Source organism: Streptomyces sp. NPDC052299 (assembly GCF_040679335.1).
Taxonomy (GTDB): Bacteria; Actinomycetota; Actinomycetes; order Streptomycetales; family Streptomycetaceae; genus Streptomyces.
The window spans coordinates 379,009-393,280 of the sequence record NZ_JBFAUP010000001.1 but is presented as its reverse complement, the minus strand read 5'-3'; the positions used below and the strand labels follow the sequence as shown (position 1 = coordinate 393,280).

General features: G+C 70.2%; 20 protein-coding genes and 1 tRNA gene. 12 read left to right on the top strand and 9 right to left on the bottom strand.

What is annotated here, in order from left to right:
• Positions 1-21: 21 nt before the first annotated feature.
• Both AB0L33_RS01835 and dcd read right to left on the bottom strand, forming a co-directional pair.
• On the bottom strand, positions 22-522 hold the full coding sequence (locus AB0L33_RS01835; RefSeq protein ID WP_365677125.1) for a phosphoribosyltransferase: 501 nt from the start codon (positions 520-522) through the stop codon (positions 22-24).
• A 7-nt stretch (positions 523-529) separates the two neighbouring features.
• The gene (gene dcd, locus AB0L33_RS01830) at positions 530-1,105 is read right to left on the bottom strand and encodes a dCTP deaminase (RefSeq protein WP_018102070.1); all 576 of its coding nucleotides are present in this window, start codon (positions 1,103-1,105) and stop codon (positions 530-532) included.
• Between the two features lie 454 nt (positions 1,106-1,559).
• Between dcd and AB0L33_RS01825 the strand changes: the two genes are divergently transcribed.
• Positions 1,560-1,630: transfer RNA gene (locus AB0L33_RS01825), tRNA-Gly, on the top strand.
• A 126-nt stretch (positions 1,631-1,756) separates the two neighbouring features.
• Here the strand turns inward: AB0L33_RS01825 and AB0L33_RS01820 are convergent.
• The gene (locus AB0L33_RS01820) at positions 1,757-2,539 is read right to left on the bottom strand and encodes a sulfite exporter TauE/SafE family protein (RefSeq protein ID WP_365677124.1); all 783 of its coding nucleotides are present in this window, start codon (positions 2,537-2,539) and stop codon (positions 1,757-1,759) included.
• A 30-nt stretch (positions 2,540-2,569) separates the two neighbouring features.
• Positions 2,570-3,328, bottom strand: coding sequence for a cation transporter (locus tag AB0L33_RS01815; RefSeq protein ID WP_365677123.1), 759 nt, complete (start codon positions 3,326-3,328; stop codon positions 2,570-2,572).
• 38 nt (positions 3,329-3,366) lie between these two features.
• On the opposite strand from AB0L33_RS01815, the gene AB0L33_RS01810 reads away from it, so the two are divergent.
• Entirely contained in the window at positions 3,367-3,615 is a 249-nt protein-coding gene (locus AB0L33_RS01810) for a type II toxin-antitoxin system CcdA family antitoxin (RefSeq protein WP_365677122.1), read from the top strand.
• The gene (locus tag AB0L33_RS01805; RefSeq protein WP_365677121.1) at positions 3,612-4,013 is read left to right on the top strand and encodes a DNA-binding protein; all 402 of its coding nucleotides are present in this window, start codon (positions 3,612-3,614) and stop codon (positions 4,011-4,013) included. The genes AB0L33_RS01810 and AB0L33_RS01805 overlap by 4 nt, the downstream gene beginning before the upstream one ends.
• A gap of 49 nt (positions 4,014-4,062) precedes the next feature.
• On the opposite strand, the gene AB0L33_RS01800 is transcribed toward AB0L33_RS01805, so the two are convergent.
• From AB0L33_RS01800 to AB0L33_RS01790, 3 genes are all read right to left on the bottom strand, one after another.
• Positions 4,063-4,497 (bottom strand): YdeI/OmpD-associated family protein, encoded by a 435-nt coding sequence (locus AB0L33_RS01800; RefSeq protein WP_365677120.1) that lies wholly within the window; start codon positions 4,495-4,497, stop codon positions 4,063-4,065.
• Between the two features lie 86 nt (positions 4,498-4,583).
• Positions 4,584-5,222 carry a glyoxalase gene (locus AB0L33_RS01795; RefSeq protein WP_365677119.1) on the bottom strand — a complete coding sequence of 213 codons (639 nt, stop codon included), beginning with the start codon at positions 5,220-5,222 and terminating at the stop codon, positions 4,584-4,586.
• Positions 5,223-5,322: 100 nt separating this feature from the next.
• Positions 5,323-5,976 carry a hypothetical protein gene (locus AB0L33_RS01790; protein WP_365677118.1) on the bottom strand — a complete coding sequence of 218 codons (654 nt, stop codon included), beginning with the start codon at positions 5,974-5,976 and terminating at the stop codon, positions 5,323-5,325.
• A gap of 190 nt (positions 5,977-6,166) precedes the next feature.
• On the opposite strand from AB0L33_RS01790, the gene AB0L33_RS01785 reads away from it, so the two are divergent.
• Together AB0L33_RS01785 and AB0L33_RS01780 are read left to right on the top strand one after the other, a co-directional pair.
• A complete protein-coding gene (locus AB0L33_RS01785; protein ID WP_365677117.1) occupies positions 6,167-6,556 on the top strand; it encodes a VOC family protein in 390 nt (129 codons plus the stop codon).
• A gap of 130 nt (positions 6,557-6,686) precedes the next feature.
• Positions 6,687-7,034, top strand: a complete 348-nt coding sequence (locus AB0L33_RS01780; protein ID WP_365677116.1) for a YciI family protein — start codon at positions 6,687-6,689, stop codon at positions 7,032-7,034.
• Between the two features lie 94 nt (positions 7,035-7,128).
• On the opposite strand, the gene AB0L33_RS01775 is transcribed toward AB0L33_RS01780, so the two are convergent.
• Positions 7,129-7,341: a DUF6243 family protein gene (locus tag AB0L33_RS01775; protein ID WP_365677115.1), complete on the bottom strand. Its 213-nt coding sequence runs from the start codon at positions 7,339-7,341 to the stop codon at positions 7,129-7,131.
• A 574-nt stretch (positions 7,342-7,915) separates the two neighbouring features.
• Between AB0L33_RS01775 and AB0L33_RS01770 the strand changes: the two genes are divergently transcribed.
• The 4 genes from AB0L33_RS01770 (at position 7,916) to AB0L33_RS01755 (ending at position 10,587) form a co-directional block, all read left to right on the top strand.
• On the top strand, positions 7,916-8,119 hold the full coding sequence (locus AB0L33_RS01770; protein ID WP_365677114.1) for a cold-shock protein: 204 nt from the start codon (positions 7,916-7,918) through the stop codon (positions 8,117-8,119).
• Positions 8,120-8,341: 222 nt separating this feature from the next.
• Positions 8,342-9,832 carry a DEAD/DEAH box helicase gene (locus AB0L33_RS01765; protein WP_365677113.1) on the top strand — a complete coding sequence of 497 codons (1,491 nt, stop codon included), beginning with the start codon at positions 8,342-8,344 and terminating at the stop codon, positions 9,830-9,832.
• Between the two features lie 46 nt (positions 9,833-9,878).
• Positions 9,879-10,226: a hypothetical protein gene (locus AB0L33_RS01760; protein WP_365677112.1), complete on the top strand. Its 348-nt coding sequence runs from the start codon at positions 9,879-9,881 to the stop codon at positions 10,224-10,226.
• A 46-nt stretch (positions 10,227-10,272) separates the two neighbouring features.
• Complete coding sequence (locus AB0L33_RS01755) at positions 10,273-10,587, top strand: SCO5918 family protein (RefSeq protein WP_365677111.1); 315 nt, start codon at positions 10,273-10,275, stop codon at positions 10,585-10,587.
• Between the two features lie 104 nt (positions 10,588-10,691).
• On the opposite strand, the gene AB0L33_RS01750 is transcribed toward AB0L33_RS01755, so the two are convergent.
• Positions 10,692-11,051 (bottom strand): hypothetical protein, encoded by a 360-nt coding sequence (locus tag AB0L33_RS01750; RefSeq protein WP_365677110.1) that lies wholly within the window; start codon positions 11,049-11,051, stop codon positions 10,692-10,694.
• A gap of 656 nt (positions 11,052-11,707) precedes the next feature.
• Here AB0L33_RS01750 and AB0L33_RS01745 point away from each other — a divergent pair.
• The 3 genes from AB0L33_RS01745 to AB0L33_RS01735 all read left to right on the top strand — a co-directional run bounded on the left by AB0L33_RS01745 (position 11,708) and on the right by AB0L33_RS01735 (position 14,201).
• Positions 11,708-12,037, top strand: coding sequence for a MerR family transcriptional regulator (locus tag AB0L33_RS01745; protein ID WP_365677109.1), 330 nt, complete (start codon positions 11,708-11,710; stop codon positions 12,035-12,037).
• Positions 12,038-12,328: 291 nt separating this feature from the next.
• Entirely contained in the window at positions 12,329-13,729 is a 1,401-nt protein-coding gene (locus tag AB0L33_RS01740; protein ID WP_365677108.1) for a signaling protein, read from the top strand.
• Positions 13,730-13,853: 124 nt separating this feature from the next.
• Complete coding sequence (locus AB0L33_RS01735) at positions 13,854-14,201, top strand: hypothetical protein (RefSeq protein WP_365677107.1); 348 nt, start codon at positions 13,854-13,856, stop codon at positions 14,199-14,201.
• The last annotated feature ends 71 nt before the right edge of the window (positions 14,202-14,272 follow it).

The window sequence follows — 14,272 nt, the reverse complement described above, 5'->3', positions numbered from 1 at the left end:
CCCTGTCGCGTACTTACGCGGTCACGCGTCGAGAACCTGCCCGCTGCGCCGCACGACGGGCTTCTCCACGCTCCACGGGAAGTTGATCCAGCGGTCGGTCTTCTTCCACACGTACTCGCACTTCACGAGCGAGTGGGACTTCTCGTAGATGACCGCGGACCGCACCTCGGCGACGTGGTCGATACAGAAGTCGCGCACCAGCTTCAGCGTCTTGCCGGTGTCGGCGACGTCGTCGGCGATCAGGACCTTCTTGTCCGAGAAGTCGATGACGTTGGGCACCGGCGCCAGCATGACCGGCATCTCCAGGGTGGTGCCCACGCCGGTGTAGAACTCCACGTTCACCAGGTGGATGTTCTTGCAGTCCAGCGCGTACGCCAGCCCGCCCGCGACGAACACCCCGCCGCGCGCGATGCTCAGCACCACGTCCGGCTCGTACCCGTCGTCGGCCACGGCCTGCGCCAGCTCCCGTACGGCGTGCCCGAAGCCGTCGTACGTCAGGTTCTCGCGTACCTCGTCGCTCATCGGGTCCTCACACCTGCGTCCGGTGGAAATTCATGAAGGAGCGCGACGCGGTGGGACCGCGCTGCCCCTGATATCGCGACCCGTACCGCTCGGAGCCGTAAGGGAACTCGGACGGGGAACTCAGCCGGAACATGCACAGCTGGCCGATCTTCATACCGGGCCAGAGCTTTATCGGCAGCGTCGCGAGGTTCGACAGCTCCAGGGTCACGTGACCGGAGAAGCCCGGGTCGATGAAGCCCGCCGTGGAATGCGTGACCAGCCCGAGCCGGCCGAGCGAGCTCTTCCCCTCCAGCCGCGACGCGAGGTCGTCGGGCAGCGAGATGACCTCGTACGTCGACGCCAGCACGAACTCCCCGGGGTGCAGGATGAACGCGTCGTCCCCCTCCGGTTCGACGGTGCGGGTCAGGTCCACCTGCTCGACGGCGGGGTCGATGTGGGGGTAGCGGTGGTTCTCGAACACCCGGAAATAGCGGTCGAGCCGCACGTCGATGCTCGACGGCTGCACCATCGACGCGTCGAATGGATCAATGCGTACGCGTCCGGCGTCGATCTCGGCGCGGATGTCCTTGTCTGAGAGAAGCACCCACCGAGGATACGCAGAACGCGCGGGCCCGCCCTCATCGGGCCGCCCGCGCGCCTGTCGTCCGTCACCCGCCGCCACTACCGCCGCTCGAGCACCACGGGCACGGCATGCCGCAACCGAGCGCACCGGGGACACCGGATGAGCCGCCCGGGCCCGATCCGCCCTGCCCCGAGCTGCTGCATCGGAAACGAGCTGGTAGCGAAAACGTGCCCTTCGGCACAGCGGACGACGGTGCGCTCCATGGAGTCCATCAAGTCCCTTCCCCATCAAGCCGTGGACGAGACCGCCACATTAGGGGATGAACAGGACCCCCCTCCACGCGGCACTCCGACACCCACGCTACGCCCCCAACTCCCGCCACACGCACACCGGATCCGGCCCATCGCCGCGAGCGGACCGTGATGGGGTACAGTGTGCGAGGATGCGCCGCTGAATACAGCGTCCGCGCATTTCTGCGGGTGTAGTTTAATGGTAGAACATGAGCTTCCCAAGCTCAGAGCGCGAGTTCGATTCTCGTCACCCGCTCTTTAGCAAAGGCCCTGGTCACTGACCGGGGCCTTACTCGTCGTCCAGGCCTCTCCGAGCACGCGTACCATTCGGGACCTGAAAACGCGTCAGGGTGGTATCTATCGGTCCGCGCTGCCGCATTCTTCATGCCACGGCCTGGACGGCGTAGAGCGCACCGAGGGCGGCGGCGAGGGCGCCGAGCAGGAGACGGAGCGCTGATTCGGGCAGGCGGGGTTGGAGCCGTGCGCCGAGGTAACCGCCGATCAGACCGCCGAGGCCGCAGGCCACGCCCAGCCGCCAGTCGGGCGCCACGGGTCCGGGGCTCGCCAGGGCCAGCAAGGCATATGCGGCGGCCCCCGCGATGGACGTGGTGAAGGTGGTGGCGAGCGTGGCCGGTGCTATGCGGGTCATCGGCATGCCACGCGCGGCGAGGACGGGCCCGAGCAGGGAACCGCCGCCGATCCCGTAGATCCCGCCCACCGTTCCGACCGTCAGGCCGAGGGCGGCGAGGGCGGGCGCCGACGGTTCGGCCGTGTCGGAAGGCAGCCGGACCGGGCGCAGTGTGCGCAGGCACAGCCAGGTGCCGAGCGGCAGAAGGAGAGCGGCGACCAGGAGCCGGAAGGCGCCTGGGCCGGGGAGGACGAAGACACGGACGGCGGCGCCGACGACGACGCCTGGCAGCGTCCACAGGACCAAGCGCCGGGCCAGACCGTCGCGGAGGGCGCCGTCGCGGCGGTAGCGCCAGAGCGCGCCGGGCCCGGCCACCACGTTGAACAGCAGATTCGTCGGCGTGACAGCGGGGCTGGGCACTCCGAGGACGCTGAGCTGGACCGGGAGGAGAAAGACGGCGCCGGACACGCCGACCGGTGCGGTCACCACCGAGATCAGCAGGCCGGCCGCGAGCCCTGCCCAGATGGTCCAGTCCACCGCCGCACCCGCCGTTCCTCGATCGCCCGGTCAGTATCGACGGACCGGACCGCGCGGGCGGGAGCGGGCAACGAGATGTTCACGAACAGCAGCTGCAACCCGGCTTGCAGCCTCACGCGTCCGACTCGCCTCCCCTGGAGGGACCGGGGTGTTCCCGTGGGCGGTGGGCGCGCAGCAGGCCCTGGCTTGCCAGGCGTCGCGGCCTTCCTTGACGGCGATGGCGGCGATCACGAGGGCGGCGAAGGGGTCGGCCAGGATCAGCCGACGGTGGCGTGGAGGCCAGGCCGACCGAGAGCACGGCGGACAGGTAGGTCCACAGCAGGGTCCGGAGTCGGCGACGGCGGAGGCGGAGCCGAGTTCGCGGCCGGCGCGGCGCTGGGCGGCAGAGAGGAACGGCATGATCGCGAGGGACAGAGCTGCGATGAGGATGCCGAGGAGGGAGCACTCGGCTTCACCGGTGCCGGTCAGGGCGCGGACCGCGTCGATGGCGACGTACACGGCGAGCGCGAAGAAGGAGACGGCGATGATGTGCAGAGTGCGCTGCTCTCGCGCTTCGCGGACGGCGTGGTCGCGGGCGGAGAACTGCCAGGCGACGGCGGCGGAGACCTGGATGATCGAGTCGAGGCCGATAGGGCCGGTGGAGGAGGCGAGGGTGCCGGCCGCGAGAGCGACGACCTCCTCGATGACGTTGATAGGTGATCGTCGCTGCGACCAGCAGCCATATCCGGCGGGTGAGCACGTCGCGGCGGGCCGTGGAGGACCGAGGGATATCGAAATCTCGGCGGTCATCTCCGAGCACCCCGCGCCTACTCCGACATGCTTGCTGTATGTCCTCAACCACTCGCATCACCGTCACGCTCCCCAGCGACCAGGTGACGGAGCTTCGAAAGTTCACGGACAACGTTTCCGGCTACGTGGCGGAAGCCGTGGCCCGTCAGATTCGGCACCGGCTTCTGGGTGACGACCTCCGCCGCCATCAGGAAGAGCACGGCGCGTTCAGCGAGGAGGAGCGCGCCGAGGCCCGCGCCAAGATCGTCGACTCCGCCGGTTCTTCCAAGGACGCGGACGCCGCGTGAGCGAGCGCATCGAAACCGTTGTCCTGGACTCGGAAGGGCTCTCCGCCTGGGTCGCGCAGGAGCGCAAGCTGCTCGCGATGCTTCAGGTCTTCCATGACATGGGAGCCGACCTCGTGATCGGGGCCAACACCATCGTGGAAGTTACCCACTCGCGCGCCGATATGCCCCGCCTGAACTCGGTCCTGTCTCGTGCCAAGGTGGAGCCCGTCACCGAGCAGGCGGCGAAAGCGGCGGCTGAGATCCTCAAAGGGGCCGGGCTGCACGGGGACAAGTACGCCGTCGGTGCCACGGTCGCCGAGGTCGCGCTCCGCCAGCCGAAGCCCGTCGCCCTGTTGACGTCCGACAGCGATGACATGACCAAGCTCTGCGGCGACCAGGTCCGCGTCATCTCCCTCTGACGCGCCGGCTCGCCCGGAGCACTCCCCTGGCGGTATGCGGTGCTCGGGGTCAGCTCCGCAGGGTGGCGATGGCTTTTTCGATGCGGCGTTGGCGGGTCTCCGGCTTCTTCGCGCTCTCGATGGCGCGTACGTGCTCGCGCTTGCGGCTGTAGGAGAGGTGGTCATAGGCGGCGCGGGCGGCCGGGTCGGCGTCCAGGGCTTGGGTGAGGTCCGCGGGCTCGACGACGACGCGCGGCTCGGTGTCGAGCTCCAGGCCGACCTCGACCTCCTCGCCGATCTCGACACCGGCGGCCTGCCGGTTGGCGTGGCTGAGACCGAGCAGATGGCGACCTCGCAGGAGGGCGACCCGGCTCTTCCAGGAGTGCCCGTTGACCGTGATGGTCACCGGAGGCCGGGCGCCTCCGCCGAGCGCCGCCACCACCTCGGGCGGGACTTCCAGGCCCCGCATGGGCTCGGGCGGCTCGACGTGCGTACGGAACTTCATGGTGCTCCTCCTGTGGTTCGGCCGGTTGTCCCGTCGGCTCGCACTGCAGATGGCCGATGTATGGGGGCAGGACGGTGGGGGGCGCGTTACGCGACGGACTCCCAGGCGAAGCCGTCCGGGTCGGTGAAGGCGTCGGTGGTGCTGCCGAGGACGACGCGGTGCGAGCCGGTGCCGTCGACGGGTACGCCGAGGTCCTTCGCCAGGGCGCGGCGCTTGTACAGCGCGAGCTTCACGGGGCTGGACGGGCCGGCGGCGAACTCGGCGTACTTGCCGCCGAAGCTCTTGGCCGCGGTCAGGCCCCGGCCGACGTAGAACTGCTTGGTCGCCTTCACGTCCTCGACGCCGATCAGCAGGACGACCTGGTCGATCTCGCGGGTGTCCGGACCGGTGTCCTTCTTCTCCGAGGTCGCGATCTTCCAGATCGTCCCGTCGGGGGCCTGGACAACGCCGCTGTAGCCCCACAGAGACTTCGCGGCGGGCTTCAGTACGGTGGCGCCGGCGTCGACGGCGGCGCCGAGGAAGCCGTCGACGATGGCCGGACGGGAGACCGTGAGCGCCAGCGTGAAGCCGCGGAATCCGGTGGAGGGGGCCTCGGACGCCCGGAGGGTTACGTACGTGTCCACGCCGAAGGCGCTGTAGAAGCGACGCGCGCCCTCTAGGTCGGCCACCTCAAGGGTGACGGATGCGAGGGACGTGACGGCTGCGGTGGAAGCGGTGGTTGCCATGTCCTTCACGCTAGAGCCGGGCCGCGGCCGGGGCTTCTCGATTCCTGACCGGACGGGTGACGTGCTTCGCCGCGGGCGCGGGCGTCGCGGAACCGTCCGGCTAGCTCGCAGGCCACTGCGGGTTCAGCCGGCCGTCGTCGGTCATGTGCGCCCGCCGCCAGATCCCCTTCCAGTCGTACGTCGTCTCCGGGACGAACCGGTGCCGCTGCCCGCAGGGGCACGGCGACAGCACCCACGCGCACCCGCGGCACCGTTCCACCCAGCCGTGCCCGGTCGACTCCGACACCGGCGGTCCCGCGTCCCCGCAGGCGGGGCAGCCGGGGAGGTCGGAGCCGTCCAGGAGCGCGTTCTGCCGCCGGACGTACGCGGGCAGCCGCAGCGACGGGTGGCGGAACGGTGCTTCGTACCAGGCGCGGTTCGGGCCGTCCCACCAGCCGCACAGCCACCACGGCCGCGGGTGTGCCACGGCCCGCCGCCCCGCCCGCTTCTCCGCCCGCCGTCGGGCGGCGTACTCCTCGGCCCGTGCGAGCCACAGCACCCGCGCCTCGTGCAGTTCCTCCGCCGCCCGCACCAGCGCGTCCGGGTCCGCCTCCAGCCGGCGGGGGATCGCGGCGCTGAGCGTGAGGTGGTGGTACGTCGCCCGCAAGCCGTACGGGGCGAAGAGGGTGAGGCAGGTGCGCAGCGCGCTGTGCCGGCTGTGGACGGGGAGGCGGGCGTCGTGTACGCGTGCTCGGTGGGTCAGGAAGCTGGTCACTGCGTGGGCTCCGGGTCCAGTGCCCGCGCCGGGGCGGGAGAGGCGGCGGTGGCGTGTGCCGACAGGTGTAGCACAGACCAACTTCCTTGATCCATCGGGTGGATGAGGCTATGTTCTACGGCGACATCGCGTGTCGGTCACCGGCTGGGTGAGGCATGGAGGTGTCGGGACATGCCCTCGGAGGCATTCCTTGTCAGTCGAGTTGAACCACACGATCGTCCACGCCCGGAACAACCGGGATTCCGCGGAGTTCTTCGCGAACCTGCTCAACCTCGAGATCACCGCCGAGTGGGGCCCGTTCATCGCGGTCGGTCTGAGCAACGGCGTCACCCTGGACTTCGCCACCGTTCCGGTGGACACCATCACACCGCAGCATTACGCCTTCCTGATCTCCGAGGAGGAGTTCGACGCGGCGTACGCGCAGATCCAGCAGCGCGGCATCGAGCACTACGCCGACCCGCAGCGGAAGCAGCCGGGCACGGTCAATCACAACGACGGCGGCCGCGGCGTGTACTTCATGGACCCGGCGGGTCACGCCATGGAGCTCATCACCGTGCCGTACGGCGGCTGGGCCTCGTAACCGTCCCCACCGAGGACCGCGCCCCCGTAAGAGGTGCGGTCCTCGGCCGGTGCCTGTGCCCCAGGCCCGTCGGACAGCCCTCCATCAGCATCAGTACGGCCGCGTGCCCGCAGGCCGGAAGGGAACCACCATGAAATACGCACTCGTGATCTTCGAGACGGACGAGTCACGCCGCCGCATCCAGGCCGACCGGGTCGCCTACCGCAAGGAGTACGAAGGCTGGATCGGCACGCTGGCGACGGCCGGGAAGCTCGTCGGCGGCGACGCCCTGGAGACCGAGCACGTTCGCCCCGCGACGGTCCGCACGGCGGCCGACGGGACGACGACGGTCACCGACGGTCCCGCGCACACCGGGGAGGAGACCCTCGGCGGCTGGTTCGTCGTCGACGTGGCCGACCGCGAGGAGGCCGTCGAACTGGCCAGGAGCCTCCCCACCCCGGAGACCGTCGAGATCCGCCCGATCCTCGAATCCGCCTGATCCTCGAATCCGGCTGAACGACACGGCTGCCGCCCCCAGCGGGGGGGGTGGCGCCGGAGCTGTCGCACCGCCGTGCCCGGACGGGCGCGGTGCGTCAGCTCCGGGCGTCGTCGTCCGTCCGCGCCGCGCTCCCGGCCGCCTGCGTCTTCTCGCGCATCTTGCGCACCAGCTCCGCCTTGCGGTCGGCGGCGCTCCGGCGGTCGAGGTTGCGGTGCGGACCGTTGTTCTGCCGTTCGGTGCGGGACTGCCTCTTGCGCTGGCCGCCGCCCTGGCCCACGGGGTTGTTGATGTTCTTGCTGTCGGTCACGGGTTCTCCCGGTGGTGTGGTGAGGGATCTACGGATTCACGGTGGGGACGGGGCAGTGACGAGGGCGTCAGCGGGGCCCGTCACGCTCTCACCCGTAGATCGACGCCCGGAAGAACACGCCGAAGACGTTACCCGGTCCTGTCGGCCCCGCACGCCATGCCTTTCGCCGTCCCGGGCGCCTGCCCGCCCTCCGCACCACCGCCCGGGCCGGCGGTGGTGCGGAGGGCGGGGCGACCGTGTTCCGCCGCGGCGGTCAGGCACCTTCTGTTTTCGGGAAACGCTCTGGCCGGGGTCACTGAATATCTCTTCCGGCCGTCTCAGAATTCGGCGATCCGCGCCGGGAGGGTTTTTGTCGCGATGCGTGCGGGAAAATTCTGGACGCACATAATCATCCCTGACGTGCTACTGTCGGAGTCAGTTGCAGTTTTGGTACCCAAAAACTTCAGGCGCCTCAGCTCGGCCGCAAGCCGCAGCGGGCGCCTTGTATTTCCGGTCATTTCCGGGCAGGGCATCATCGCGGCGACACGGAGTCCGTAAAGTGCGGATTCCGGTGTACTGCCCAAAGGAGATCGACATGGCTAACGGCACCGTGAAGTGGTTCAACGCGGAAAAGGGTTTCGGCTTCATCGAGCAGGACGGTGGCGGCCCCGACGTGTTCGCCCACTTCTCGAACATCGCCGCCCAGGGCTTCCGCGAGCTGCAGGAGGGCCAGAAGGTGACCTTCGACATCGCGCAGGGCCAGAAGGGCCCGACGGCCGAGAACATCGTTTCCGCCTGACGCCGGCGCGTAGCTGCAGCTGGGGCCCGCATCCCTCGGGGTGCGGGCCCCAGCTACTTGCTTTTCCGGTTCCCATCCCGTGCACCACCCTCATTCCCGCTTACGTCGGCACGCTTTTCCGCAGGTCGCGTTCGCATTTCATTCGGTCCGTGCCTGTGATTCCCCGCGCTGTTATTTCGCTGCGGAATTCCTTGATGCGAGCCGTATCAAGGAAGGTTCACCATGAACCCCACGCGCACGAACAACCGGTCCTCGCGCACCGCCCTCCGCGGTGACGGCCGCGGGGGCCACCCCACCGCCGGTCCGATCCCGAACCGTCGTTCCGGCTCGTCCGCCCCGAACCGTTCGGGTGGCCGGCGGCCCGCCCCTGTGCGGGGAGAGTTCGCCCTGCCCCGGACGGTCACTCCGGCGCTGCCCGCGGTCGACGCGTTCAGCGATCTGGACCTGCCGCAAACCCTGCGGGCCGCGCTCACCGCGCAGGGCCTGACCACGCCGTTCCCGATCCAGGGGGCGACGCTGCCGAACTCCCTGGCGGGCCGTGACGTCCTGGGCCGCGGCCGGACCGGCTCCGGCAAGACGCTCGCCTTCGGCCTCGCCCTGCTGGCCCGCACCGCCGGTCAGCGCGCCGAGCCACGTCAGCCACTGGCCCTGGTCCTGGTTCCCACCCGGGAGCTCGCCCAGCAGGTCACCGACGCCCTCACCCCGTACGCCCGCGCCGCGAAGCTGCGGCTGGCCACCGTCGTCGGCGGGATGTCGATCGGCCGGCAGGCGAACGCGCTGCGGGGCGGCACCGAGGTCGTCGTGGCCACCCCCGGCCGCCTCAAGGACCTGATCGAACGCGGTGACTGCCGGCTGGACCGGGTCGCGGTCACCGTCCTGGACGAGGCCGACCAGATGACCGACATGGGGTTCATGCCGCAGGTCACCGCGCTCCTGGACCAGGTCCGCCCCGGGGGGCAGCGCATGCTCTTCTCCGCGACTCTGGACCGCAACGTCGACCATCTCGTCCGGCGGTACCTCACCGACCCCGTCGTCCACTCCGTGGACCCGTCCCAGGGGGCGGTCACCACCATGGAGCACCACGTCCTGCACGTGCACGGTGCCGACAAGCACCGGCTGACGACGGAGATCGCGGCGCGCGAGGGCCGGGTGATCATGTTCCTGGACACCAAGCACGCGGTGGACCGGCTCACCCAGCACCTCCTCGCCAGCGGGATCCGTGCCGCCGCGCTGCACGGCGGCAAGTCGCAGCCGCAGCGCACCCGCACCCTCGCCCAGTTCAAGACCGGGCACGTCACGGTCCTGGTGGCGACGAACGTCGCGGCGCGCGGCATCCACGTCGACAACCTGGACCTCGTCGTCAACGTCGATCCGCCGACCGACCACAAGGACTACCTGCACCGGGGCGGGCGCACCGCCCGGGCCGGCGAGTCCGGCAGCGTCGTCACCCTGGTGACGAGCGACCAGCGCCGCGAGATGACCCGTCTCATGGCTGCCGCCGGCATCGTGCCCCGGACCACCCAGGTCCGCTCAGGCGAGGCGGCGCTCAGCCGGATCACCGGCGCCCGGACCCCCTCCGGCGTCCCCGTGACGATCACGGCGCCGGTGCCCGAGCGGCGCGGGCGCGGCACGTCCTCCGTCGGTCGGCGCAGCCCGGGTGCGGCGGGCCGGCGCGGGGGCGGGCGACGGTCCGTCACGAACGCGGCGGCCTGAGCACCGCGTGGTCCAGAGGCCGGCCCATCTCCGCAGGAGGCACGTTGTGACATCGGTCCGTAACCAGCCCGACCCGGCGGACACCGACCCCGTCGCGAGGGCGGTGCTCGACGCCATGGACGCCGCCGGGCCACAGGTCTGCGACGACATGACGGTGGAGGTGGCCCTGTCCGTCATGACCAGCGCCAGGACGGGGCGCCTGCGGGTCTGCGACAACGACGGCATGCCCACCGGCCTGGTCACCCGGGCCCAGCTCGCCGTGGTCCGCGACGGCCCCGGCTACTCCGACCGGGTCCAGCTGCGCGACCTCCTCGGCTGCCGGGGGCCTCAGGCACCGGCCGCCGCCACGGCCGAGCGGACCACGTACCGGCGGCCCTCCGCCCCGGTGCGCTGAACCGTCTTCCCGCGGAACCATCCCCTTCCTCTCCCTGTGAGGCAACGTGCGCTGTGTCATCGCCCGCTTTCCGTTCGAGCTCACCAAGAGCGGTGTCCTGGACTCCATGAAGGGCATCAAGCCCGAGGAGGTCGTCGCCGACTCCGTGACCATCGGCCGCCGCACCTACCCCGTCAAGCAGGTCGGTGAGGTCGTCACCCGCCAGGACCGCCGCGACTTCAGCTCCGACGAAGTCCTCCGGGCGATGGCCAAACTCGGCTTCACCTGCCACAGCGTCCCCCGGGCCGCCGCGGCGGCCGCCCCGGCCGTCAGCCCGCTCCAGCAGGCCGCCGCGATGCTCGGCAGCCCGGTGGCCGTCTGACCGCCTGATGCGATGCCCGGCGTAGAGCGCGGGCCGCGACCCGAGCAGGGAAGGGCCCGACCGGCGTGTGCCGGTCGGGCCCTTCCGCGTACCCGGTGGGAACGTCAGTGTTCGGTGTAGGTGAAGTCGCCCATGGTCCAGGCGCTGACGTCCGCGATCGCGACGCGGTACATCCCGCCCGTCTCCGGGATCCCCACCGTGCCCTGGAGGATCCGCGCCATGTGGAAGTGCAGGTACTCGGGCGGGCCCTCCTTCCGGGCCGTGGCGGTGAAGACGGCGGAGAACTCGCCCAGCCGGGCCGAGTCGGTGAGGACCTCCGACACCCGCTGCCGCCACACGGCTTCGGGTGCCAGACGGCCGGTGACAACGGCACCACCGGCGACGACGGTGAGGGACATCTGGTTGCTGTGCCCGGACTCCACCAGCGTGGCGACGTCTACGAGCAGCTCGTCAGGGGTCGGCATGAGAGCCGATCTTATTCACGGCTCGGCCCGGTGTCCCCCGGCCCCTCGGACCGGCCGATCGGCGACCGGCCGGCCGGCTCCTCCGGCGCGGCCGATTACCTCCTCGGAGTGAATCCGAAAATCTATGGTGACCGCAGTAGACATTGCTCACCGGCGCGACTAGGGTTTTTCTCGTACCCAGAGAGACAGCGATACCCGGCAGAGACGGACTGCCGGTGGTGGACGTAGTCGCAGGACGGTACGGCGGTGGAGTTTCGAAGCCAGGGCTTTCGCAGGACGGCGACGGGACTGACGGCCGGACCGGGTGGCCCGCAGCAAGGGGCCGCCGGAGCGGGGCCGCCGACACGACGGACGCGGCGCCCGCGAACGCAGTACGCAGGCAAGCAGTTGATCACCGCGAGAAGAAGGAGGAGCCGCGCCATCAGGATCGCCCGGGAGGCGGCTTCGGCCCGCCCGGGTACCGCAGGACATCGATAGTGAGGTGGTCTCCGGTCCAGCAACCGCGATCCCCGCACTTCCGACAGCAGCCGGGTCGGAGCCGCGGATACAGAAGGCCGGTGCCGTGTTCGGGCCGGCAGGTGGTGTAGTAGTTCCTTCGGGGCCTTGGTGCCAGGTGGCGCCAAGGCCCCTCAACGCGTTCCACAAGAGAGGTGCAAGTGACAGCAGACGACTCGTACGGCCGTCTTGACGACGACGACTATCCCGCCTACACGATGGGCCGGGCCGCCGAGATGCTCGGCACGAGCCAAGGCTTCCTCCGCGCCATCGGTGAAGCCCGTCTGATCACCCCGCTGCGTTCGGAGGGCGGCCACCGCCGCTACTCCCGCTACCAACTGCGCATCGCCGCCCGCGCCCGCGAACTGGTTGACCAGGGCACGCCCATCGAGGCCGCCTGCCGCATCGTCGTCCTGGAAGACCAGCTGGAAGAGGCGCAGCGCATCAACGCCGAGTACCGCCGCGCGGCGGAGGCGGAACCCGAGGACTGAGGCGGCGTCGGGCCGCGCGGGCGCGCGCCGGAGGCGCCCCGGCCGTCGCCCCGCCCATCGACGCGGGGCATCGATGTCCACCGCGATCCCGGCCCTTGCGTACGTCGTGCCGAGCCCCCGACCGAGACGGACGCGGAGCCCCTGGCAGCCTCCCGGGGCGCCCCGGCCGCGTGCGAGGATGGGGCACCATTCGGACGGCGATCTTGGAAGGGGCGCGTCCATGCCCATATGCTCCAGGGCACACTTCGCATCCGTGAGACCCGCGGAGTCGGGCAGAGTGGTCGGCCGGTCATGTCGCTGACCCGCCGGACCGTCCTGACCGCCGGGACCGCGGCGGCCGCAGCCCCGGTGCTCGCGGCTCTCCGCACCGCACGCGAGCCCGGCCGGATTGCGCTCGCCGCTACTCCTGTCGCCCCGCAGGCAGCCACGGCCGCCATGAACGCCCGTAACAGGTTCGACCTCACGGCCGAGCCCGTCGATCTGTTCGGCGGGGAGATCCAGCTGGCCCAGGGCAAGGTGCACCAGCAGGTGGCCTTCGATCCGGTGACCGGTCTGGCGTACGTGACGCAGCTCATCAGCGATAATCGCCAACTCGCCGACGAGCCCGCCCGCGTGTCCGGCACCGAGCGCAACCGCCGGGGCGATCTGTGCGTCAACGAGGTGGCTCCCGACGGGACCGTCGGCGCCGTCATGTATCTGCGGGGTGTCGGCCACGGTGGCGGGCTCGGCGTCGAGCATGCGGACGGCCGGGCTTGGCTCTGGCTGGAGACCGACGCGGATCCTGTCGCCGCAGGTTCTTTCGCGTACGGCAAGCGCATCGGCCGTGTCGCCTTCACCCCCGGCGCCATCGTGGACGCGGGGAGCACCGGCATCGAGGTGTTCGATCCCGTCCCGGGCTCCTCCCACGTCACCCCGGCGCTGGACGTCGAACACGGCCGCATAGGCGTCCGCCACAAGTCCGGGCTCACCGACGAGTACCGCGTCTACGACCTCGAAGCCTTCAGACGGCGCAGCTTCATTCCGCTGTACGGCTTTCCGGCCATGTACCGCACTCAGTCATGGTGCCTGTACGGCGATCTCCTTTATCAGAACGAGGGCAACCCCTACAGCGCCGCCAATCCGCTTCCCGGCAATTCCTGGTGGAACGTCTACGACATCACCACCGGGCACACGATCGAGCGACGCTTCAACACCACCGCGCTCGGCCTGTCCCACCGCGAGACCGAAGCCATCACCGTGCGCCGGACGCCCGACGGGCCGCAGCTCGTCTTCGGCTTCGCCACCCGAGAACCAGGACCGCGTCTCATGACTCTCTTCGGCATCACAGGTACCACCGACGGCACAGGCGACCACGTCCCGTGGACGAACCTGGAATACCTCGACAAGACCTACACCCCGCCGGGGGCCACATACATCCCGCAGTACCGGCAGCTCGGCAACCGCGTCGACCTCCACCTCCGGCTGTCCCGCATCGACGGCACCCCGTGGACCAGCGGAGAGACGGTCCTCACTCTCCCGCCGCACATCCGCCCCAACCGCACCCAGGGCCTCATCGGCCAAGCCACCGGCACAGGGGTGTCCGGTTCCCTCACCGTCCGCTGGGAGGTCCTCAGCGACGGAAGGCTGATCCTCTTCGACGAGCGCCAAATCCCCGGCTGGGTCGGCCTCGACGGCGGCTACTTCACCAGCTGAGAGCGTTCCGGCAGGGGTCGCGTCATGCGTCGCGCGTGCGGGCATGGGGTGTGGTCCGTCGTCGGCCGGGGAGACGGCGGCGGGGACTGAGGGTGGACGCGGTCCGCGTCGTAACGTCGCGTCCATGCACAGCAACGTGACGGCACACGCGCGGTGCCTGTACGGGGACGAGTACCGGCCCACCCCGGCGTGCGGGCTCGAACACCGCGAGCACTACTTCATCGAGGAGCTGACATTCGCCGACGCGGACGCCCTCCTCGCCATGCTGCACGAGCTCTGTCCGAACATCGTGGACGGCCATCTGCCCGTGTGGGTGCGCAACCTGGCCTACCGGCTGGTGCTGTTGCAGCGGCCGGACGAACCGGCCCTGCTGCGGGAGGCCGCCCAGAACCTGTGGCTGCACGGCCCGGACTGGGACGACGTGGCCGCCGGGCTAGTGGAACGGGCCGATGCGCTGGAGCCGCGCAGCTGACGCCCCCTCACCTGAGGTGCGTCCCGGGCCTTATTCACATCTGGTCATGATCACACCGGACGTCTAGCCTA

Bases quoted from the DNA above. Each gene is read 5' to 3' on its own strand.
- AB0L33_RS01835 (WP_365677125.1), bottom strand. From the start codon at position 522: ATGAGCGACGAGGTACGCGAGAACCTGACGTACGACGGCTTCGGGCAC.
- AB0L33_RS01815 (WP_365677123.1), bottom strand. From the start codon at position 3,328: ATGACCGCCGAGATTTCGATATCCCTCGGTCCTCCACGGCCCGCCGCG.
- AB0L33_RS01810 (WP_365677122.1), top strand. From the start codon at position 3,367: ATGTCCTCAACCACTCGCATCACCGTCACGCTCCCCAGCGACCAGGTG.
- AB0L33_RS01800 (WP_365677120.1), bottom strand. From the start codon at position 4,497: ATGAAGTTCCGTACGCACGTCGAGCCGCCCGAGCCCATGCGGGGCCTG.
- AB0L33_RS01795 (WP_365677119.1), bottom strand. From the start codon at position 5,222: ATGGCAACCACCGCTTCCACCGCAGCCGTCACGTCCCTCGCATCCGTC.
- AB0L33_RS01780 (WP_365677116.1), top strand. From the start codon at position 6,687: ATGAAATACGCACTCGTGATCTTCGAGACGGACGAGTCACGCCGCCGC.
- AB0L33_RS01770 (WP_365677114.1), top strand. From the start codon at position 7,916: ATGGCTAACGGCACCGTGAAGTGGTTCAACGCGGAAAAGGGTTTCGGC.
- AB0L33_RS01765 (WP_365677113.1), top strand. From the start codon at position 8,342: ATGAACCCCACGCGCACGAACAACCGGTCCTCGCGCACCGCCCTCCGC.
- AB0L33_RS01750 (WP_365677110.1), bottom strand. From the start codon at position 11,051: ATGCCGACCCCTGACGAGCTGCTCGTAGACGTCGCCACGCTGGTGGAG.
- AB0L33_RS01740 (WP_365677108.1), top strand. From the start codon at position 12,329: ATGTCGCTGACCCGCCGGACCGTCCTGACCGCCGGGACCGCGGCGGCC.
- AB0L33_RS01735 (WP_365677107.1), top strand. From the start codon at position 13,854: ATGCACAGCAACGTGACGGCACACGCGCGGTGCCTGTACGGGGACGAG.